The organism is Hymenobacter volaticus (genome assembly GCF_022921055.1).
Classification (GTDB): Bacteria; Bacteroidota; Bacteroidia; order Cytophagales; family Hymenobacteraceae; genus Hymenobacter; species Hymenobacter volaticus.
The window spans coordinates 2,183,176-2,204,200 of sequence record NZ_CP095061.1 but is presented as its reverse complement, the minus strand read 5'-3'; the positions used below and the strand labels follow the sequence as shown (position 1 = coordinate 2,204,200).

Here is a 21,025-nt window from a genome sequence, read left to right as displayed (position 1 = left end):
AGATTTCAGTGAACCACTTGCCTCTAATTTACTGTTTGTCTCTTGCTGTAGTCCTGGGGTGTGGCAGAGTTATTGTGCGATGGGCACTGCCACACCGGATTATTCAAGCATCTTTGCGGCAAAATTCAACTTCTTGCCCATCGCCGCGTTTTCTATACCGAGTCTCCATCTTAGCTGGCCCTCTACCGTAGCAATTTTATCCAACCAATGGTCAAAAACCTAGTCATCGTCGAGTCGCCTGCCAAAGCCAAAACCATAGAAGGTTACTTGGGCAAAGACTATGTCGTTAAGAGTTCCTTCGGCCACGTCCGCGACCTGCCGAAGGACAATAATGCTATTGACATAGCCAATGGCTTCAAACCTACCTACGTGGTATCGGCCGACAAGCGAGAGATAATCACGCAGCTTAAGAAGTTAGCGAAGGAAGCGGAAACCGTATGGTTAGCGAGTGACGATGACCGGGAAGGCGAGGCAATTTCCTGGCACTTGGCCGAAACGCTTAACCTAAGCGGCACCGACAAAACGCGTCGGATTGTGTTTCGTGAAATCACTAAGAACGCCATTCTCAACGCTATTGCCACCCCGCGGGAAATCGACCTAAACCTGGTAAATGCGCAGCAAGCTCGCCGCGTACTCGACCGACTGGTTGGCTTCGAGTTGAGCCCGGTACTTTGGAAAAAGGTGAAGGCTGGTTTATCGGCGGGCCGCGTGCAAAGCGTGGCCGTGCGCATTGTGGTGGAGCGGGAACGAGAAATCAACCAGTTCAAAGTATCGTCGGCGTACCGCGTAACGGCGCGCTTCGATGCGGGCCGCGGGGCGGTGCTAGAGGCTGAGCTTCCAACCCGTTTCAAGACGCGGGATGAGGCAGAAGCCTTCCTGGCCCGCTGCGTAGGCGCCGATTATCGCATTGAAAACCTCGAGAAAAAGCCAGGCAAGCGCAGCCCTGCGCCGCCGTTTACTACGTCTACTTTGCAGCAGGAAGCCTCGCGTAAGCTGGGATTTTCGGTAGCGCAGACGATGAGTGTAGCACAGAAGCTATATGAAGCCGGCAAAATCAGTTACATGCGGACTGACTCGGTGAACCTCTCGCAGGACGCTCTTGATGCGGCTCGTGTAGAAATTAGCCGTGCCTACGGTCCTGAATACGCACAAACTCGCGTTTATAAAACAAAGTCAGCCTCCGCACAGGAAGCCCACGAAGCTATTCGCCCCACCGATTTTGCGTTGGCTAAAGCGGGGTCCGATTCGCAAGAGCAACGGCTCTACGACCTGATCCGGAAGCGGGCTATGGCTTCGCAAATGGCGGATGCGGTGATTGAGCGCACGGTTGCCAGCATCGGTATTAGCACGCAGCCAGGTGTATTACTGACGGCTACAGGCGAGGTTATTACGTTTGAGGGCTTCTTGAAAGCATACGCGGAGAGCAAAGACGAAGAAGAACTCGACGAAGCAAACAATACAGATTCGTCGTTCTCACGCGGCTTGCCGCCCCTGAGCGTTGGCCAGCAGTTGCCTTTGCAACTGCTGCGGGCTATGGAGCGCTTTGCGTCGCCACCCGCTCGCTACACTGAGGCTTCGCTTGTGAAGAAGCTGGAAGAGATGGGAATTGGCCGGCCATCTACCTATGCTCCGACCATTAGCACCATTCAGAAGCGGGGCTACGTGGAGAAGGACTCGCGTGAAGGCAAGGAGCGCAAGTTCCATGTGCTAACACTCGACGGAAGTGAGGTGAAAACGGAAGTGAAAACTGAAACTTTCGGCGCCGACAAGGCCAAGCTCTTCCCCACTGACACGGCCATGGTAGTCAATGACTTCCTGGTAGAGCACTTCCCGGTTATCGTCGACTTCCAGTTTACGGCGAAGGTGGAAGATGAATTCGACCAGATAGCCAACGGCCATGAGTTGTGGACGGATATGCTGTCGGGTTTCTACAGCACCTTCCATGCTACCGTGGAGCGCGGCCAGGATATCGAGCGTAGTACCTTGGGCAGCACCCGCGTCATTGGCATTCACCCCGAAACGGGCCAAAAGCTTACGGCACGTTTGGGTCGCTATGGTCCATACGTTCAGATCGAGCCGAAAGAAGGCGCGCCTGAAGGAGAAAAAGCAGTATATGCCAGCTTGCGCAAAGGCCAGTTCATCGAGAACATCACGCTGGAAGAGGCCCTAGATTTGTTTAAGCTGCCGCGCATTGTGGGTCAGTACGAAGACAAGGATATGACGGCTGCTTTAGGACGCTTTGGCCCCTATATCCGCCACGACAGCAAATTCTACTCGCTCACTAAGGAGCAGGACCCGCACACCATAACGGCGACTGAGGCTATCGAACTGATTGAGAACAAGCGCAAGACAGATGCAGAGCGACTCATTAAGGAGTTCCCCGAAAATCCAGATGTGCAGGTTCTGAACGGCCGCTTTGGTCCCTACATCGTGGCAGGTAAGAAGAACGTGAAAATTCCGAAAGGCGAAGAGCCGGCCGGCCTCACATTAGAGCGTTGCTTGGAACTAGCTGCTGCTACTCCCGACAAACCCGCCAAAGGTGGCCGTTTCGCCAAAAAAACCGCTCCTGAAGCCGATGCAGCCGACGCGGCAGATAAGCCAGCCAAGAAGAAACCTGCTGCTACCGCTAAGAAGCCCGCTGCGAAAAAACCTGCTGCCAAGAAAGCTGCTGGTACCACCGCTAAAAAAGCTACGGCAAAAGCGAAATAGCATAGCTTCGTTAGTCTTATGGATAACCGGCCTGCTGAGTAATCGGCAGGCCGATTTTTTATGTGGATGCAAGCAGCCTGCTTTCATAATGCTCTGTGTATCTAGGTGTAAATATCAATAAGCTGAAACGAGCATAGAAGCTTGCATAATCATCTCTTTAATAGTATAGCGCCTAGTTTATATGCTAAATACCAAGCTCTACCGTTATTGCGCCACTTGTCGCTGCATAAGCTTGCACAGCGCAAGCACTTATACTTATCACTTTAATTATAATGCGTTTCCTCTTCTTATCTGTTTTTGTATCTGCTGTACTAGCTTTTGATTGCAAGGAGTATCTCTACAGGAATGGCAATCCTTCACCTATTCTTACTCAGCCATCAAGGCCCGCTGAAGCAACCCCTAACCGGTACTCATGGCTATCGTCAGGTACCTATAGTGCAAAGCGCAGCCTAGCTGCCCGGTTCGCAGTACCACCGGGTTGCCAGCGCGTGACGGTAGCACCGGGCTCTTTTGGGCATTGGTTACGCTATTTGCCAGTGCTGCCGTCAGGTACAGCGGTTCATTTATACAACGGCCAACTGAAAGACCCGCAGACTGTGCATGCAGCGGTGCTAAATATTGACGTTGGTACTCGGGATTTGCAGCAATGCGCCGATGCCGTTATCCGGCTACGTGCCGAATACGAGTTTTCGCAAAAGCCCGACCAAGTGCATTTCCACCTCACCAGCGGCGACGATATTCGGTTTGCGGACTGGTACCGTGGTCAAGGGTTTCGCGTGAGCGGTGACAAGGTACTACCTGCTCCTAAAACGGTAGAACAGCCCACCCACGCCGTATTCCGCCGCTACCTCGACCAGATTTTCACGTACGCCGGCACCTTGTCATTGGCCCGGGAATTAAGTCCTGCTCCCCTCACCAACGTGCAGCCCGGCGACGTATTCATTCGAGGCGGCTCGCCGGGTCACGCCGTACTCGTGCTGGACGTGGCTGAGCACTTAACTACCGGTCGCCGCTACGTGTTATTAGCCCAAAGCTATATGCCCGCGCAACAGATACACGTGCTTCGTAACCCTGACGTGTCGGGCAGTGCGTGGTTTGCCGTAGATCCAGACAAGCCCCGATTTGATACGCCAGAGTGGGTATTTAAGCGCGAGGAATTACGGCGGTTTTAAACTGAACGCAAGCCTTTGCAGGAGTTTGTTAGCTTAATTACGTTTAACACAAAATCAACCTTGGCATTCATTTGGACGGGCTAATAGCCGTTGTAGAGCTGTTATCGTTGAGGAAATTTGTATGATTCAACCCGCTTTATAAGCTTACTCTACTACACGCTATGAGAAAGAAACTAGTGGCCTTGACCGGCGCAGGCATAAGCGCAGAAAGCGGATTGGCCACTTTCCGTGGCTCCGACGGGCTTTGGGAAGGGCATCGGGTGGAAGACGTGGCCTCGCCAGAAGGGTGGGCTCGAAATCCGGAATTGGTGCTGGATTTTTACAACCAACGCCGGGCGGCAGCGCGAGCGGCACAGCCCAATGCGGGCCACCGAGCCTTGGTGGAATTGGAGCAGGACTTCGAGGTAGTGATACTAACCCAGAACGTAGATGATCTGCATGAGCGGGCTGGTTCTTCGCAGGTGATTCATTTGCACGGCAAGTTGTTTGAGTCGCGCAGTTCCCTGCACGAGGAACTGGTATACCCTATGGAGTCCGACCGGATTGAGCTGGGGCAGATGTGCGAAAAAGGCCATCAGCTTCGGCCAAACATTGTATGGTTTGGCGAGCAGGTGCCGCTGATGGAGCTAGCTATGGACGAAGCCGCCACCGCTGATATTTTTATGGTAGTGGGCACGTCGTTGCAAGTGTATCCGGCGGCAAACCTAGTGCACTATGCCCCGAGCTTCTGCCCTATCTACGTCATCGATCCACACCAGCCGCCACTAATGGGGCGGCCCAATCTGCACTTCATTACGGAACCCGCTAGCACAGGCGTAGCACGAGTGGCAACTGAGTTGCGAAGCAGTTTGTAGGCTGTAGCACAAATTTGATTTTTAATATAACTTAACAGCTATATATTGCAGGTGGTAGCAGAAACTGCTGCCTAACGGTGCCCGTGACGCGGCTTCGCGCCATGGCGAACGGCAAGAAATATGGCTTCTGTTTTCGGACATACTGCACTTGGTGCAACTCTAGGCATACTGCTACTCCCAGGGAGGCAGCACTGGCACTGGTGGGTGTTAGCGGCTGCCTGCGCGTTTTTGCCTGACGCCGACGTTGTGGGCTTTAAATTTCATGTTCCTTATGCTAGTCAGTGGGGCCACCGGGGCCTAACGCATTCCATACTTGCGGCAGCAGTAGTGGCAACGGTTCTGGTAGGGTTCTATAGCTTACGCCGCACCACTCAAGCACTAGCACTGGCGCGGATATGGGGGCTGCTATTCTTGGCTACCGCTTCACACGGCGTGCTCGATGCCATGACCACAGGTGGTTTGGGAGTGGCCTTTTTTAGCCCAATTGACCAGCAGCGTTATTTTTTCAGCTTTCGTCCCATTCAGGTATCTCCCATAGGCATTCGCAATTTTGCGGGCCAGCAAGCCCTGCGGGTACTTGTCAGTGAAGCAGTCTGGGTGGGGTTGCCCTGCTTAGTGCTTCTGCTGATAAATTGGTTGTTGCTGTCCAGGAGCCAACCTTTAGAGGACAGAGCAGGTTAAAAGGGACAACTGAAATTAAATTTCTGTTAAATCGTCTGCCTAACCCCTGTGCACGCAGGTAGCTAGTCCGTTTTCTATGCATTCACATTTGCGCTGTCTGTTGTTGGCTGCTCTCGGTATGGCCACGACCTTACCAGTTCTGGCTCAGACCTCTACTTCGGCAACCCACACCGTTTACTTGCTTGGCAACACTGCCACCGCCGACCTACCTACTGCCCATCTGCAAACGTTGCGCAGGGCGCTAGAGCAGCAAGCCGGCACTTTTACCGTGGTTCACCTCGGGGATATGGCCGGTCCGCAGGGGCTGGGCACCAAGCAAGATTCCAGTCGTACCAACGAAACTGCCCGCATTGATGCCCTTTTGGCGTTGGTAAAGGATTTGCCAAACGGCAAAATTTACTTTGTGCCCGGCGACCGGGATTGGGCTAACTCGGGTCCCGACGGCCTCAAGCGGGTGCGCCGCCTCGAAGAGTACATTGAAAAGCGCTTGCCCAACCAAAATGCCTTTGCCCCTACTGGCGGCTGCCCTGGCCCCGAAGTGATTGATGTGGCGCCAAATGTGCGGCTGGTAGCATTGAACACACCTTGGTTTACGCACCCCTTCGACCGCCCCGAAGCCCCCGACACCGACTGCAAGACGCTCACACAGGAAGAGTTTCGGGAGCAGTTGCAGGATTTACTCGACGACACGAAGGGCAAGAACGTGTTGTTAGTAGGTCACCAGCCCGTGGTTACCAATGGCGTGTACGGCGGCAGCCAACCCCTGAGTCGGCACTTGTTGCCGCCGGTGGCAGGCAGCATCTATGCGGCGTATCGCCAGAACGTGGGCACACCGCGTGATATGGCCAATCCAGCGTATCAGGGCTTCCGCAAGGAGATGCTGAACACATTGCGCGACAACCCTGGCGCCGTGTACGCCGCCGCCCACGACTACAGTTTACAGCTCACACGCCTCGAAGACAACTACCATTTGGTATCCGGCTCGTTTGCGGAAAAGCAACACGTGGGGGCTAATGCCAACTCGCAATACAATAAGTCGGAAGAAGGCTTTTCGAAGCTAGAGTATTACGCTGACGGCACTGTAAAGACCTTTTTCTACGCTTTCGATGGGGCGGGCACTGCCGCAAAAGAAGCTTACGCGGCCACGCTGTTTCAGTCAGCTTGCCAGGAGCCCCGGCTGCCCAACGTGCCAGTGAATAGCTTCATCCCCGAGTGTCCCACGGCTCCGAAGGGTGTAGCCGAAGTGAAACCAGACGCGCCAACCCCACCCGTGCAAACGCTGGCGGCCGGCAAGCAATACGCTGGCACCGGCTCCGCACGGTTATTCTTGGGTCCGCTCTACCGCTCTTCCTGGACGCAGCCGGTATCCGTTCCTACCCTCGACTTAAATACTGAGAAAGGCGGCCTGCGGGCTTTCGGGCGCGGTGGTGGCCGACAGACAACGTCCTTAAAGCTGATTGCCGCTGATTCGTCGGAATACGTGTTTCGGTCCGTTGATAAGGATGTAACTAAGATTCTGCCGCCGGAGCTGCGCAACTCTGTGGCGGCCAATGTGCTGCGTGGCATCACCCCCACTGCTCACCCCTACTCTGCACTGGTAACCGGCTCAATGCTCGACCAAACCGACATTCTGCACGCTCGTCCCCGCCTTTTTGTGCTGCCCGACAATCAGCAGCTCGGCCCCTATCGGGAAGAGTATGCGGGCTTGTTCGGTACACTCGAAGACCGACCCGTGGACCCAAAACCCAATTTGCCGGGTTTCGGTGGGGCCGATGAGGTGCGCCGCTCGTTCAGCTTCTTCCGTCAACTCTACAAAGACCACGACAACCGCATTGATGCCGTAGCCTTCGGCAAGGCGCGCGCTTTCGATATGCTGGTGGCCGACTTCGGCAAGCACGAAGACAACTGGAAATGGGCGGGCTACAAGGAAGGTAAGAACACCGTGTATAAGCCAATTCCGCGCGACCGGGACCAATCGTTCACGCTTTGGAACGGCCTGCTCACCTACCTCGCCAACCGTGAATGGGCTGTGCCTAGCATCGAGGATTTTCAGAGTGAATTTCACGATTTGGAAAGCCTAAACTGGCCCGCCCGTAACCTCGACCGGTTCTTGCTCCAAAGCCTCACGCGTGAGCAATGGAAGGAGATTGGGCAGTATATGCAGACCAAGATTACGCCCGCGGCCATCGACCAAGCCACGGCTCAACTGCCCAAGGAGATGATGCCGCTGTCGGGCAACGACTTGAACCGCAAGCTCAAAGCCCGCATTCAGGAATTGCCCAAGGCGCTGGACGACTACTACCTGATGCTGGCTAAGCGCGTGGATGTGGTAGGTTCCAACAAGGCTGAAGTGTTCCAAGTAGACCGCCAAGCCGACGGCAATGTGCGCGTCCGTATGTTCGACAAAGCCAAGGAGGGCGACCAACCCGACGGCGCGCCGCTGTTTGAACGCACCTTCAAGCGCAACGAAACCGATGAAGTCAGCTTGTATGGCCTCGATGGCAAAGACGTTTTTACGGTAACGGGAGCCGCCAAAAACAGTGTACTGGTACGCATCATCGGGGGCGATGGCAAAGACCAGATTGCCGACAACTCACAAGTAAGCGGGTTGCGCACTCTCACCAAAGTGTACGACGTGCCCGATACCGACCTCAAGCTTGGCTCGGAAAGCGACAACCGTACCTCTTCGAAGCCGTCAGTCAACAGCTACGACCGGGAGGCCTTCAACTACGACGGCTACACGCCCCGCGCCACGCTCATCTACAACCAGAGCGACGGGTTTGGCGCCGGCATCGGCGTAGACATTGTGCGCCAGGGCTTCCGTAAGCCAGGCTTCAAGAACCTTTACGGGTTCGATGTGCAGGGCTCCACAAATGGCAACTTCGAAGTGGCCCTCAATATGCGTCACCGCCACGCCATCGGTCTTTTTGACATTGGTGCCCGCGCCGAGTACGGCAACTTCTTTCAGTTCTACAACTTCTTCGGGCTCGGCAACAATACCACCAAGGACGACGGACTGTACGACAACAACTACTACAAGGCCCGCTACCGGGGCTACAGAGGCAGTGTTTTCACGGAGCGGGTGTTCTTCCAGCGTAGCCTGTTCCGCCTTGGGGCCGGCTACGAACAGTACGAAACCAACTTCGCGCGCAACACTTACTTGGGGCAGCTCATCGACAATCCAAACCAAACCGATGTACCGGTGCCCAACACGTCTTTGCAACGGCTGGCTGGGTTGAATGCCTTGTTTGACCTGGATTTGCGTGACCGGCAGCAGTTTGCCCGGCGCGGTGTTCGGTTGCGGGCCCAGCACGATACGTACTTCCAACTCAACAACGACAAAAGCAACTACGGCCTCACGCAAGGCTTCGCCGAATACTATGGCACTGCCCGCCTCCTGATTCCGGTGACGCTGGTGCTCAAGGGTGGTGGCGCCAAAACCTACGGCGACACCGAGGAAATTCCGTTTTACAAGCTCGCCTACTTAGGGCAGCGCGAAAACCTGCGCGGTTACGTCCGCAACCGTTTCACCGGCGACGCCAGTTTGTTTTTCAACTCCGAGCTGCGCCTAGCACTCGGCCAGGTGAAAAACAACTTTCTCCCCTTCTCCTACGGCCTATTCGGCTTCTACGACAAAGGCCGGGTGTACTACAAGGGCGACTCGCCGGGCGGCTGGCACGATGGCTATGGTGCCGGCTTCTATATAGCCCCCGTCTCCGACCAGTTGGCTTTGTCGGTATCTTACCAGGTGTCACCTGAAGAAAGTGGCCTTATCCAGTTCGGCTTGGGCTTCCGCATCGACCAATAACTGCCGGGTTGTATGCTAACGTAGCCTTTTAGCAGGTTTCAAACGCAGACAAGTGCGGCACTACAACGAAGCCACAGGACGTCATAGAAAATCTATGGCGTCCTGTGGCTTCAAACTTATAGGGCTGTTCTATAAATACATGTTCCGGTTAGCTGTACTGATTGCTGTGTCTGCTAACCTTCTTACGCGTAGCAGTTTCTGTTGAGAGGCAAGCTCCAACTACCAGCGCTAACGCAGTGGTGCTAGCCAGCGTCCGAACAGTATGCCACGTATTCCAGGGACCTGCAAAATTGAGGCGAGCAGCAGCAACCTGTTTGGGTGAGGCCGTGGCAAGTGGGAATTTAGCCAGCGTTTCATTTAAAGGAATATTGCCGACTACCGTCACTCCCAACCCGCCCACCAAGTAGATAACGGAGGCACCTGTTAGCAAAACGAACCGCCGAGAGAAGGGTCGGTGGGCTTGCAAGACAGTTGCCAACGGCAACAAAGCTGGAGCGCCAAAAAAGGCTGACGCGAAAATTGGATTCACAATGGCCTCATTGATTGCCTGCATAGCCTGGATGTAAACGGCATCAGGCAAGTGGGCAAATGCCAAATTCACGGAAACTGAGAAGCCGTAAAACACACCCGCTACCAAAGCAGTGGTAACGGTGGCCAGAGCCAATATAAAGGTTGAACCGCGCATAGGGAGCAGCCGAATCAATACGACAATGACGCCGCCTTGCGCAGATACGTGCGGTCCTGCACTTGCCGGAGCATGAAGTCAGCTACATCGGCTCGCGAAATCTTGATTTTAAGGCCTTTTTCGGTGGCGGGAAAGCCGTGCCGGTACTGACAGGTGCGTTGGCCATTGGTGAGCGTAGCGGGGCGGGCAATCGTCCACTCCAAAGCACTCTGCCGAATGCAATCTTCTTGCCGCTCGGAATCGGCAAAGGCCTGCCGCAGAAACAATGGCACAATCAAGTATTTGTAGGAGAAGGGCAGTGCCTCTTGGCTGTCGCCGATGCCGAGCGTAGTGAGGCAGATAAAGCGGCGCACCCCCGTTTTTTCCATGGCCCGGATGATGTGGCGCGTCCCCTCCGACCGCACCGCGTCCTTCTGAGTGGCAGGTGCCCCAAGCGCCGACAGCACCACCTCCTGGCCGTGCATAGCCTGCTCAACCGAAGGAAAGTTTAGCACATCACCCTGCACAACGCGCAGATTAGGATGCTGCAAATTAAGTTTGCTGGGGTTGCGGGCAAAGGCCGTAACCATGTGGCCTTGGGCTAGGGCCTGCTCTACTAGTTGGCGGCCGGTACCGCCCGTTGAACCGAAAATGAGTGCGTTCATAGTTGTTTGTTTTTCAACAAAGTACCGGCGCGCTCTAGCGGCAAAATAGAACAAAACCGACAGCTACTACTGAATAATAAGCGGGAAGTTTTCTACCAGCTCATTCACTTGCCTCTGGTATTGATAAGGAGAGCAACCCGCAAACTCCTGGAACGAACGAATGTAGTGTGACTGGTCTGCGTAGTCGTTTTCGAAGGCTACATCGGAGAGCTTGTGGTACTGATGATTTCGCAACTGGTTCAGCGAGACTTGAAACCGGCAGATCCTGGAAAACAGCTTGGGCGGTATGCCTACGTGCTGCTTGAATTTGCGCTGAAAGCTGCGCTCCGACATGTGCAAACTTTCCTGCAAGCTCAGCAAGGAAGCTCCCCGCCCGTACTGCGCATCAGGCGGAGTGAATACTGAATATCCTGGCTTACAACCGCCTTGTTTTTCTGTATTAAGGCAAATAAGAAACTCGATAATAACTCAATTTGCTTGCCTATCGGCTCTGTATTTACTAATTGCTCGCATAAGGGCGCCGTCAGCAGGTTGAGGTCAAGGCAAGAGTTGGTAAGCTCGTCGGCATCAAAGCCGAACACAGCGGTTAGTGCGCTAGGGTGAAAATAGACGCCGAGCGTTTTGAAAGAGCTTGGCGCGTAGATGTTGCCGGAAGTTGTGGTTTGGCCATACACGAAAGCCCGTGGCCACTGCGTGTGCATGTGGTCCTGAAAGAGTGGGTAATCCGGTTGTTGGAAAATAAGGCCAGGATATCCGTCGGCTATCATCCGGAAGGTCTTCGGCTCGGCTTTGTCGCCAGCACTTTCCAGCAGCCAGAAATAGCGGACGTACTCCTTAAGGTAATCGGGCGGGGCAAATTGCTGAACGTGCATGGCTGTGATTTACTAGACAGTGGCAGCTACAAACAAGGTGTCAAACCCACGGTGTAACGGGGATGCAAGGTTATGTACATCTGGCGTTGTCAACTGATAATAAGGGAGTAGCAATAGAAAAGTAACAGCCTACCGCAACACTAGCAACTCTACATTCCACTTCCAGTCAACCGTTTCCTAACGGTTCGCAGCGGACCGCTACCGGTTCAGACACGGCTAACGACGGTTCACCGGCTTTTTCGTTTCGGCGGTTGACGTAGCGTGCCACCTTTGGTCTACCAACCACCAAAGGCTATGGGACATCTGCTCACTTTCTTCCTGGCTGTAGTGACCATCAGTGGCTGCATACTGCCGGAGCAAGCCCGATCGGTAAGTCTGCTTGCTTCCTAACCTGTTTGCGGCACCGTGTTCAATGCCGCGGCCAGTGCGCCTTTAATTGAGACCACAGTAATCGGAAGTAGGCATGGAACCCACCTTGGGTGGTACTACCAATACCAAGGTCCACTTTTGGCTGTCATGCGGGCCGGTGGGCCGGGTGAAACCATGAACACAGCAAAGCGCCAACTCTCTCGATAAACGCAACACAAATTTCCGCCCTTGCTTTCCAACCCGTTTTGCTATGATTTCTATAAAAACCTTCGCTTCCAAATCCATTATTCAACTGACACTCCGCCTTGTCAGCCAGTACAAAACCGCTGATTTCAAGCAACTGAGCTTGAATTTGCAACCGAGCCGGGAAACTGGCCTCGACCTGCTCGACTTCATCGATTGCTTACTCGATCTGGAAGACTGCTTTCATGTTCCGGTTCCCGATGAACTGCCACTCTTCACCATCGGCGACCTGCTCAACTACTTGGCAACTTCCTTGCATTTACGGCTTCCATTCTGATCCAACTGCTTAGCTCCACACCCACGAAAGTTATTATAACACTCAAACGCTCGTGCTAGCATCAATCGGAGTTGGAGGCATTGCGCAAGGAACTCATTCTATATTCCTCACTCAACATACTGACGTTTCTATAGGTACCGGTAAGCCATGACGAAATAAGCCCGTTGCCAGCGCTCTTGGCTTTCAAAATCATGGTAGACACATGCCGCTTGAACAACCTATTTCCCATCAACGCACCTTTTATCAAACAGAAAGGAGGAAGGGGAGAAGATTGGTAACTAGTATAACGGCTTTGCTATGCATCCCATGCATGCCATACATGCCTTGCGACTTTGATGCGTTGAATTCCAATTTCATAGTTTGCTTACTACTTTGTGTACTTCGTTTTAGGCCTTGGAAAACCAGGTCGTGTCTGAATCCTTCGTACTCGCTTCCTCATATTTCAACGGAAAACTCGAGCTGGATTTATGTTCTGATTTACAGGATGAAATCATTTTCAGCCGTGACTAATCAGACTCATTTGAAGCTTAGCTAGAACGTATGGAATCTATAATCTATGCCTCCGTCATATGTATTGAAGAAGCGCAGTAGATGGGAAAAATTCAAGAAAAGATGGTCTGCTTTCCGCAAACGGCTATCTTTGACCCGATTTTTCACCTTATCCCCCGTCCTGATGGAGTATCCGCTACTGAAACTGGCCGCTATTGATATAGGCTCCAATGCCGTCCGTTGCCAGATTTCAGCAGTTCTCCATTACGGCGACCGGTACCGCCTCAAGCGCGTCGAATACGTGCGCTACCCGCTGCGCCTTGGCGAAGATGTATTTGCCACGGGTACCATCTCGGACAAGAAACAGGAGAAGTTCATCAAGTTTCTGCACGCCCTCAAGCTGTTGATGGAAGTGCATGACGTGGCTCCCAATCACTACTTGGTGTGTGCGACCTCCGCCATGCGTACCGCCTCAAACGGCGGCGAAGTAGCAGCCCGTATTCAGCAGGAACTCGGCATGACGGTGCAGGTTATTGATGGGCAAGCCGAAGCTGCCTACATAAACCGAGTTATCGAACACTTGCTCGAGGACAAAAAGCATTACCTGCATATAGACGTAGGTGGCGGCAGCACAGAATTCAACATCTACCACGATCGGCGCAAAGTAGCCTCGCAGTCGTTCGAGATAGGCTCTATTCGGCGGATGCAGCAAGAAGAAAGCGGCAAAGCCAACACCGGCGCTCAAAACGATTTGTGGCAGCGCATGGAGGAGTGGGTGAAGGAAAACGCTCGCCGCTACCATGTTACGCGGGCCATCGGAACGGGCGGCAACATCAACAAGCTTTATAGCATTGCTCAAACACAGCTCGATAAGCCCGTTACGCGCCGCCGTATTGCTACGGTGCTGCACAATCTTACCAGCATGAGCATGGATGAGCGGGTGAATGTGGCTATGCTCAACCCCGACCGCGCCGACGTGATTGTGCCCGCTGGCCACATTTACCTCTCGGCTATGGAGTGGGCCAACGTTCACCAGATGATTGTGCCCGACATTGGCTTGAAAGATGGTATGCTCCAAACTTTGTTCGAGGAAAATTTCGACGAAATTCGCTCCCGTCAAGACCACTCCAAAAGCATTCCCTTCCCTACTCCCCAAACTCGACCTACGGAAGTGGAATAGGGAAGCATCTAATATCACCTAGCCTTCAGTGCAAAACTTAAAAAGCGAATGCCCTTCCTCTGATGAGAAAGGGCATTCGCTTTTTAAGTTTGTGTCCGTTTTAACTGCTAATGGTTTACACATTCGGGACGTTCAATCCGCTGTCTTCACCATCTCCAATAGCAACCGGATAGGCAACCGTTTCTTGTTCAGTAGTTTCCTCAGCTGGGAAGTCAGCTTCTGGCCCCTCAAGCTCACAGTCAACTTCAGCGGCAGCTAGTTCAGCGGCAGCGGCAGCCGCGCTTTCGTCTTCTTTAGTGCGTACCGTTTGCTGACTCAGTAGAGCGAGTAGCGCTTCGGGCGTAGCAGCCGCGAGACGATCGTCGTCGCGGCGATAGAAGTCGCGGTGCACGTTGACAATGGCTTCGCCGGACGCAGGTTGACGCCGGATATAAGCTCCATCCTCGCGCATGGTATAAGAGTTCTGGTTGTCGAGCAGATTAAGCATCAGGATACTGATGGCTTCGCGCTTGAGTTGCGGGTTTACAATTAGAAACAGGGCCTCAATGCGTCGATCAAAAGAGCGCACCATCAGATCGGCCGAGCCGGCATACACTTTTGGCTGGCCTGCTTGGTGGAAATAAAACAGGCGCGAGTGCTCTAACAGGTCGCCCACAATGCTGCGTACCTCAATGTTTTCGCTTAGCCCCGGCCGCCCTGGCCGCAAACAGCAAATGCCGCGCACAATAAATCGAATTGGCACACCTGCCTTCGACGCCTTATAGAACTCGTCTATCATCTCCTTGTCTTCCAAGGAATTCATTTTCATCACGATGCCGCTCGGCAAGCCTTTCTTGGCGTGCTTCACTTCCTCACGAATGAGATGAATAAGCTGTTGGCGCATGTCTTTAGGCGCCGTAATGAGGTATTCGTAGTCGTCGGGTTGAGAGTGGCCGGTAATAACGTTGAAGAATTCCGACACGTCGTGGCCATACACGTCATTGGTGGTGAGCAGACTCACGTCGGTGTAGAGTTTGCTGGTTTGCTCGTTGTAGTTACCCGACCCGATGTGCATGTAGCGCGTCACCTTCTCTCCTTCCTTGCGGATAATCATCAGCATCTTGGTGTGCGTCTTGTACTTCGACACGCCGTAGATAACAAAGCAGCCCGCTTTTTCCAGCCGTGCTCCTTCCCGAATGTTGCGCTCCTCATCGAAGCGCGCCTTGATTTCAAACAGCACCGATACGTGCTTGCCATTCTCAGCCGCCTTCAGCAACGCCGCCGACACGCGCGAATCTTCGGCAAGCCGGTAGATGGTTTGCTTGATACCCAGCACCTGCGGATCTTCTGCGGCCTGTTCGAGCAAGCGCACCATCGGCTCGATGCTATTGTAAGGATGGTGTAACAGCACGTCGTGGTGCTTGAGGTATTCAAACAAATTCTCGTCGGCACCTTCGGGCAAGCTTAAGGGAGCTACCGGCGCGGGCAGCCGCGAACCACGATTTCGGAAGTTCGGATGCTTCAGAATTTGAAGCAGCCCCTTCAAGTCAATTAGAGAATTGATAACGAACACGTTGCCGTTGTCAATTTTCCAGCGTTCCTTCAGCACCGACATCAGCAGCGCCGACGTGTTGGATTCCACTTCCAGCCGCACTACCCGCCCCCGCTTACGAGTCTTAAGTCCCTGCTGGAGTTCCTTGATGAAATCGGTATCAATATCTTCCGATTCCTCCAGCGTGAAATCACCATTGCGTGTGATGCGGAACAAATCGGCTGACTCAATGCTCACGTTGCGGAACAGCTTGGGCAAGTTGGCGCGCACAATCTCCTCGATAGGCACAAATATTACCTTGTCTTTGCGGCTCAGTTCGAAGAAGCGCGACAGGTTTTGCGGAATCTGCACGAACGTAAGGCGCTCTTGTCCTTTCTCAGTTTCCAGGTCGCCATTGCCGGTCCGCGTCACGACACCCAGAATCAGCATCTGATTCATCATCAACGGGAAGCCGTGGTACGAGTCGTATACCATGGGCGTGAGCAGCGGGAAGATGGTGTTTTTGAAGTATCCATCCACCTTCTTCAGCTCAACCTCCGTCAAGTCTTCCATCTTCAAGATGTTGAAACCGTTTTTCTCGAACTGCGGCTTCAATTCATTGATGTAGGTCAGCGACTGGTCGTTTACGAAGCGGTGCGCGAAGTCGAGCAGTTTGCGCCGAAATGGCAACTCGCGCAGTCCCGAATAGTCGACTCGCTCTTTGCCATAATCGAGGTAGTTATAGAGTGACCCCACTCGGATCATAAAAAACTCGTCGAGGTTGGACGACGTGATACTCAGAAACCGCAATCGGTCAAACAGTGTCCGGCCTGGGTCTTTTGCTTGGTCGAGAACACGGTAGTTGAAGCGCAGCCAGCTTAAGTCGCGGCTGATATATTTGCTTTTGCGGATGAGGTCGGCAGATTTGAATAGCTTCATAGGACTAAGGCAGCGCGGAAAAACGGGGTAAGATACGGGTTTACGGCCCGGAAAGGGCATTTCAAGATTAAGAAATGATGGCCGTTGCCTCAATTTCTACTAGCAGTCGGGGTCAATCAGGGCCCGAACTTCTACCATGCTCGAAGCTGGCCGAATATCCCGAATATTTCCCCATGGGCTCGCCCAACACTTTCCCACTCCGAAATATCAGTTACGTAAATCCGAGTCCGCACGACATCCGTTAGCGCCGCGCCGGCTTCACCCAGCGCCGCTGCAAGTTTCTCTAAGATCCGTTTGGTTTGGGTGTAGGCGTCGTCGCCAGTTATTACATCACCGTCTTGTGCTGTGGTGCCAGCCACTTCCACTACATTCCCCACCCGGACGGCTCGTGAATATCCCACTATTGGCTCCCAGGGAGCTCCAGAACTAATGTTTTGACGCATGATCTAAATCATCTTCTCACTGTACGTATTGTGCTTGCAAAGCACTAAACGTTGCTACACATCGAGCTACGCCGAACTGTGCTTCTTTCAAGGTATCAAACAGCAACCAACAAAAAAGGCCCACTTTGCAGCGGGCCTTTTCTTATTTCCAATTACACATCGAGCTTAGCGTATTTGGCGTTTTTCTCGATGAAGTCACGGCGGGGCGGTACCTCGTCGCCCATCAGCATGGCAAACAAGTGGTCGGCTTCAGCGGCCGATTCCACATCCACCCGCTTCAGAGAGCGAGTATTGGGCTGCATGGTAGTGGTCCAGAGCTGCTCAGCGTTCATCTCGCCAAGACCCTTATAACGCTGCACGTTTACCGTTTCTGGTTTGCCGCGGCCCATTTCATCTTGAGCAGCCATGCGCTCCTCTTCGGTCCAGCAGTAGCGTTCTTCCTTACCGCGCTTCACGAGGTAAAGCGGTGGTAAGGCAATAAAGATGTACCCCTTATCGACTAGCTCCCGCATGTAACGGAAGAAGAAGGTCAAGATCAGGGTCCGGATGTGCGAGCCGTCGATGTCGGCGTCGGTCATGATGATGATCTTGTGGTAGCGAAGCTTGTCCAAGTTGAGCGAGCGGCTAGAACTGCCGTCGTCCTCGTCGGTCTTCTTCTCGAAGCTCACGCCGAGGGCCGTAATCATGTTCCGGATTTCTTCGTTCTCGTAGATGCGGTGCTCTTGCGCCTTCTCCACATTCAGGATCTTACCACGCAAGGGCAGAATAGCCTGAAACGCCCGGTTGCGGCCCTGCTTGGCAGTACCACCGGCCGAGTCACCTTCCACCAAGTACAGCTCGCAGATTTCAGGATCCGATTCCGAGCAGTCGGCAAGCTTGCCGGGCAAGGAGTTGGAACCAAGCACCGTTTTGCGCTGCACCATCTCGCGCGCTTTGCGGGCGGCAATACGCGCCCGGGCCGCCAAAATCACCTTCTCGATGATGATGCGAGCCTCCTTGGGATTCTCTTCCAAATATTGGTTGAGAATTTCGCCGACTACGGTATTCACCGCGCCGCTCACATCAGAGTTGCCGAGCTTGGTTTTGGTCTGGCCTTCAAACTGCGGCTCCTGCACTTTCACGGAAATAACCGCCGTGAGACCTTCACGGAAGTCATCCCCCTGAATCTCCACCTTGGCCTTCTCCAGCATCCCCGACTTATCGGCATACGCCTTCAGGGTACGGGTGAGGGCCGAGCGGAAGCCCGCTACGTGCGTGCCCCCCTCGATGGTGTTGATGTTGTTGACGTAGCTGAAGATGTGCTCCTGGTACGAGTCGTTGTACTGCAACGCTACTTCCACGGGCGTGCCTCCCTTCTCACTGATAACGTGAATCGGGTTGGGCATAAGCACCATGCGGCCTGCGTCGAGGTACTGCACGAACTCGCTCAGGCCACCTTGCGAGTAGAACACCTCCCCTATGAAAGAGCCATCATCATTCTTCTCTCGACGGTCGGTGAGCGTAATGCGAATGCCTTTGTTGAGGTAGGCCAGTTCGCGCAAACGATTGGCTACAGTTTCATATTTATAGACGGTTTCGGTGAAGATGGAATCGTCGGGCAAGAACTCCACTTGCGTGCCGTGCTCTTCCGTATCACCGATTTCCTTCACGGCGTACTGTGGGACGCCAATTTTGTATTCCTGCTGATAGATGTGGCCATTGCGGCGCACAGTTACTTTCAGGTCCTGGCTGAGTGCGTTTACGCAGCTCACGCCCACACCGTGCAGACCGCCGGATACTTTGTAAGAGTCCTTGTCAAATTTGCCACCTGCGTGCAGCACGGTGAGTACCACTTCCAAAGCGGAGCGGCCTTCCTTTTGGTGAAAGTCGACAGGGATACCCCGCCCGTTGTCACGGACGGTAACGGAGTTGTTTTCGTTGATTGTTACTTCGATCTGGTCACAGTGGCCGGCAAGGGCTTCGTCGATGGAGTTATCAACTACTTCCCACACCAAGTGGTGCAGGCCTTTGATACCAGTGTCGCCGATATACATGGAGGGACGCTTGCGCACGGCCTCCAACCCTTCCAGTACCTGAATGCTATCGGCAGAGTACTGATCGTCGGCTCTTTTCTCTTTCGTTTCGCTCATGTTTCGGGCGTAAGTTTAGCGGTTGTGCTATCCTACAAAAGTACCGATTTTATTGCGTTTTTACCAGCGTTTGCCACAATTATGCTATATATCTACAGCAAAAAATCCACTAAAAAATACTCGTAAAAAAAGGCTGGTTTTACGGCTTTAAGAATGGCTTTTTAACTGGTTGATAGTGTTCAGTTTTGTAAGCTACAGCATTACCAACTTCCAGCATTTAACACCATCCGAAATACCTGTTTCAGTAGCCATCCGTGCCTCGGCTACTCAGTCAGAAAAGACGCTGCGCGGTATGAGTGACTGTCAGTATCATTGGCACTTCGGATCTACTTGTTGAAGTCGCTCACGAACTGATTACTGTCAGCTGCACTGCAGCAATTACCGGGGCACTATATAAGAGCATAGAATATAACAAAACCAGTAAGTGATAAACGCACTTGCCAAACCTGCGTACAGTGTCCGTCGAATAGCTCAGCCATTATGCAACCCTTGCAAAAAGCTCTGGCGGCTTGTTCTATCAAGTTGATTATAAGAAACGGCCTGATCAACCAGGTATCCAATCGTCAATATATGAGTGCACCTGCTTTATCTTGGAACTTACGAGCAGATAAGCTTCCTCAGCCCGGGCAACAAGTATTGGTGTATGTGCCAGCCGCTTGGCAACAGATAACAGTAGCTGCTTTTAAGATTCCTACCACAGCTGGGGCTAAACACATGTTTGTGGCTCCTGACCGCAATGGTGTTAACCGGTATATAAAGGGTGTAACCCATTGGATGCCACTGCCTGAACCACCAGCAGATAAATCCTAAAGCGCATGCTTGGCTACCATACAAAGCCCCTGAGCGCAACACCTTTGCATTGCATAAATTACTGAGATAAGGTTATTTGACTTTGTTGGCACTACCGCTCGCTACGGCGGAGGAGGAATTCTACTAGTGCATCAATTGAAGGCTTTCAAGTTGAGCTTATCCCGTTCTCTAACTTATATAGAGTACGCAACTTATTTACAAGAACGCTCAATACTGTATCTTTCTCACTCAGAACGACATCAGTGTACTAATGCGTGCGTGGCTAAGCTAATTTGAGCGGGAAGTACCGGGCCATGACAAACATGAACAAGCCAAACAAGAAGATTCCTCCTGCTAGTAGCAACAACCACGTAGTGCCGTTAGGCAAGCGTCCGACTAACTCCAGCAAGTCGTCGATGCTTTTTACGTAACGGGGGTTTTTCATCCAGGCAGCCCGGAGCAGGTAATAGCCCATTCCCGCAAGTATGGTAGACTGTGTGATGAACCCTATAGCTCCGATCAAACGAATCAATCCTCGCCAGAAATAAGCTAGTTCATCAATTTTCAAGCTTTTATATAATCCTTGGGTTATAGCCTTTTTCAGTTGTACAAGCGCCCACGTAAGCATAATAGCACCTGCTGTCACTACCAACCACTCTCCTCCTTCACGATGCAGGAGTTGAGCCACCCAAAGCTGCTTGGAATTTTCACCCCCTGATTGGACACCGAATACAAGCTTAAATGTCGTGACAGCCACGCTTCCATAAGAGATACCGCTCAGTAAATAAGTGAACCGATGCAATAACCCACCTGGGCTCTTACCTTTCTGATAGGGGTCTTCGATAGTTTCCACTATCCGCCATAATGTATGAGCCGATAAAGCCAAGGCTATTAATAGCAGAGTAAATTGACCTAAGGGCTGAGAAAACAAAGTTTCTAGTACTTGGCGTTGATTGGGTTCTTTGCGGCTTAAACCCAACGCCATGCGCACTGCGAAAACCGCTACGCCACAAAATAAAAAGCCCTTTACAACATAGCTCCAGCGGGCCATCACCTGCACGGTTTTTTTTACTGGATGAGGCAGCTTTGTCTCAGTAGTCATATCTAAAAAAGATTCGATATGGCTAGTAATACCAATATCTAATGGCTGCTAAGAGGCAAAATGATCGGTATAGCCTCTTAAAACCAAGCTTAATACGCGAATTAGAAAAGCGCAGCTCAGAAATAAGCTC

At 52.8% G+C, this 21,025-nt stretch carries 16 protein-coding genes; 8 read left to right on the top strand and 8 right to left on the bottom strand.

Annotated elements, in window-relative coordinates; translation table 11 throughout:
- Positions 1 to 207: 207 nt before the first annotated feature.
- From topA to MUN86_RS09420, 5 genes are all read left to right on the top strand, one after another.
- The gene (gene topA / locus MUN86_RS09440) at positions 208 to 2,709 is read left to right on the top strand and encodes a type I DNA topoisomerase (RefSeq protein ID WP_245124566.1); all 2,502 of its coding nucleotides are present in this window, start codon (positions 208 to 210) and stop codon (positions 2,707 to 2,709) included.
- Between the two features lie 272 nt (positions 2,710 to 2,981).
- Complete coding sequence (locus tag MUN86_RS09435; protein WP_280640620.1) at positions 2,982 to 3,881, top strand: DUF4846 domain-containing protein; 900 nt, start codon at positions 2,982 to 2,984, stop codon at positions 3,879 to 3,881.
- Positions 3,882 to 4,042: 161 nt separating this feature from the next.
- A complete protein-coding gene (locus tag MUN86_RS09430; RefSeq protein WP_245124561.1) occupies positions 4,043 to 4,735 on the top strand; it encodes a Sir2 family NAD-dependent protein deacetylase in 693 nt (230 codons plus the stop codon).
- A 120-nt stretch (positions 4,736 to 4,855) separates the two neighbouring features.
- Positions 4,856 to 5,416, top strand: a complete 561-nt coding sequence (locus tag MUN86_RS09425; protein ID WP_245124558.1) for a metal-dependent hydrolase — start codon at positions 4,856 to 4,858, stop codon at positions 5,414 to 5,416.
- Positions 5,417 to 5,534: 118 nt separating this feature from the next.
- Positions 5,535 to 9,224 (top strand): BamA/TamA family outer membrane protein, encoded by a 3,690-nt coding sequence (locus MUN86_RS09420; protein WP_245124556.1) that lies wholly within the window; start codon positions 5,535 to 5,537, stop codon positions 9,222 to 9,224.
- Between the two features lie 148 nt (positions 9,225 to 9,372).
- Here the strand turns inward: MUN86_RS09420 and MUN86_RS09415 are convergent, their stop codons facing one another.
- The 4 genes from MUN86_RS09415 to MUN86_RS09400 form a co-directional block, all read right to left on the bottom strand.
- A complete protein-coding gene (locus MUN86_RS09415) occupies positions 9,373 to 9,909 on the bottom strand; it encodes an anthrone oxygenase family protein (protein ID WP_245124554.1) in 537 nt (178 codons plus the stop codon).
- A gap of 14 nt (positions 9,910 to 9,923) precedes the next feature.
- On the bottom strand, positions 9,924 to 10,553 hold the full coding sequence (locus tag MUN86_RS09410) for an NAD(P)-dependent oxidoreductase (RefSeq protein WP_245124552.1): 630 nt from the start codon (positions 10,551 to 10,553) through the stop codon (positions 9,924 to 9,926).
- Between the two features lie 66 nt (positions 10,554 to 10,619).
- Complete coding sequence (locus MUN86_RS09405; RefSeq protein WP_245124550.1) at positions 10,620 to 10,904, bottom strand: helix-turn-helix domain-containing protein; 285 nt, start codon at positions 10,902 to 10,904, stop codon at positions 10,620 to 10,622.
- Between the two features lie 2 nt (positions 10,905 to 10,906).
- Positions 10,907 to 11,425 (bottom strand): DUF6597 domain-containing transcriptional factor, encoded by a 519-nt coding sequence (locus MUN86_RS09400; protein WP_245124549.1) that lies wholly within the window; start codon positions 11,423 to 11,425, stop codon positions 10,907 to 10,909.
- Between the two features lie 619 nt (positions 11,426 to 12,044).
- Here MUN86_RS09400 and MUN86_RS09395 point away from each other — a divergent pair.
- Together MUN86_RS09395 and MUN86_RS09390 are read left to right on the top strand one after the other, a co-directional pair.
- Positions 12,045 to 12,314, top strand: a complete 270-nt coding sequence (locus MUN86_RS09395; RefSeq protein WP_245124546.1) for an acyl carrier protein — start codon at positions 12,045 to 12,047, stop codon at positions 12,312 to 12,314.
- Between the two features lie 673 nt (positions 12,315 to 12,987).
- A complete protein-coding gene (locus MUN86_RS09390; RefSeq protein WP_245124544.1) occupies positions 12,988 to 13,983 on the top strand; it encodes a Ppx/GppA phosphatase family protein in 996 nt (331 codons plus the stop codon).
- Between the two features lie 115 nt (positions 13,984 to 14,098).
- Here MUN86_RS09390 and ppk1 read toward each other — a convergent pair whose 3' ends face one another.
- The 3 genes from ppk1 to gyrB all read right to left on the bottom strand — a co-directional run bounded on the left by ppk1 (position 14,099) and on the right by gyrB (position 19,004).
- Complete coding sequence (gene ppk1, locus MUN86_RS09385; protein WP_245124542.1) at positions 14,099 to 16,432, bottom strand: polyphosphate kinase 1; 2,334 nt, start codon at positions 16,430 to 16,432, stop codon at positions 14,099 to 14,101.
- A gap of 131 nt (positions 16,433 to 16,563) precedes the next feature.
- Positions 16,564 to 16,833 carry a Rid family hydrolase gene (locus MUN86_RS09380; protein WP_311181817.1) on the bottom strand — a complete coding sequence of 90 codons (270 nt, stop codon included), beginning with the start codon at positions 16,831 to 16,833 and terminating at the stop codon, positions 16,564 to 16,566.
- Positions 16,834 to 17,027: 194 nt separating this feature from the next.
- Complete coding sequence (gene gyrB, locus MUN86_RS09375) at positions 17,028 to 19,004, bottom strand: DNA topoisomerase (ATP-hydrolyzing) subunit B (RefSeq protein ID WP_245124539.1); 1,977 nt, start codon at positions 19,002 to 19,004, stop codon at positions 17,028 to 17,030.
- Between the two features lie 489 nt (positions 19,005 to 19,493).
- On the opposite strand from gyrB, the gene MUN86_RS09370 reads away from it, so the two are divergent.
- Positions 19,494 to 19,814 carry a DUF551 domain-containing protein gene (locus MUN86_RS09370; protein WP_245124536.1) on the top strand — a complete coding sequence of 107 codons (321 nt, stop codon included), beginning with the start codon at positions 19,494 to 19,496 and terminating at the stop codon, positions 19,812 to 19,814.
- A gap of 262 nt (positions 19,815 to 20,076) precedes the next feature.
- On the opposite strand, the gene MUN86_RS09365 is transcribed toward MUN86_RS09370, so the two are convergent.
- Positions 20,077 to 20,895: a DUF1206 domain-containing protein gene (locus MUN86_RS09365; RefSeq protein ID WP_245124532.1), complete on the bottom strand. Its 819-nt coding sequence runs from the start codon at positions 20,893 to 20,895 to the stop codon at positions 20,077 to 20,079.
- Positions 20,896 to 21,025 lie beyond the last annotated feature (130 nt).

Coding starts and splice junctions, on each gene's coding strand:
- topA (WP_245124566.1), top strand. CDS start 208: ATGGTCAAAAACCTAGTCATCGTCGAGTCGCCTGCCAAAGCCAAAACC.
- MUN86_RS09435 (WP_280640620.1), top strand. CDS start 2,982: ATGCGTTTCCTCTTCTTATCTGTTTTTGTATCTGCTGTACTAGCTTTT.
- MUN86_RS09430 (WP_245124561.1), top strand. CDS start 4,043: ATGAGAAAGAAACTAGTGGCCTTGACCGGCGCAGGCATAAGCGCAGAA.
- MUN86_RS09425 (WP_245124558.1), top strand. CDS start 4,856: ATGGCTTCTGTTTTCGGACATACTGCACTTGGTGCAACTCTAGGCATA.
- MUN86_RS09420 (WP_245124556.1), top strand. CDS start 5,535: ATGGCCACGACCTTACCAGTTCTGGCTCAGACCTCTACTTCGGCAACC.
- MUN86_RS09415 (WP_245124554.1), bottom strand. CDS start 9,909: ATGCGCGGTTCAACCTTTATATTGGCTCTGGCCACCGTTACCACTGCT.
- MUN86_RS09410 (WP_245124552.1), bottom strand. CDS start 10,553: ATGAACGCACTCATTTTCGGTTCAACGGGCGGTACCGGCCGCCAACTA.
- MUN86_RS09400 (WP_245124549.1), bottom strand. CDS start 11,425: ATGCACGTTCAGCAATTTGCCCCGCCCGATTACCTTAAGGAGTACGTC.
- MUN86_RS09395 (WP_245124546.1), top strand. CDS start 12,045: ATGATTTCTATAAAAACCTTCGCTTCCAAATCCATTATTCAACTGACA.
- MUN86_RS09390 (WP_245124544.1), top strand. CDS start 12,988: ATGGAGTATCCGCTACTGAAACTGGCCGCTATTGATATAGGCTCCAAT.
- ppk1 (WP_245124542.1), bottom strand. CDS start 16,432: ATGAAGCTATTCAAATCTGCCGACCTCATCCGCAAAAGCAAATATATC.
- gyrB (WP_245124539.1), bottom strand. CDS start 19,004: ATGAGCGAAACGAAAGAGAAAAGAGCCGACGATCAGTACTCTGCCGAT.
- MUN86_RS09365 (WP_245124532.1), bottom strand. CDS start 20,895: ATGACTACTGAGACAAAGCTGCCTCATCCAGTAAAAAAAACCGTGCAG.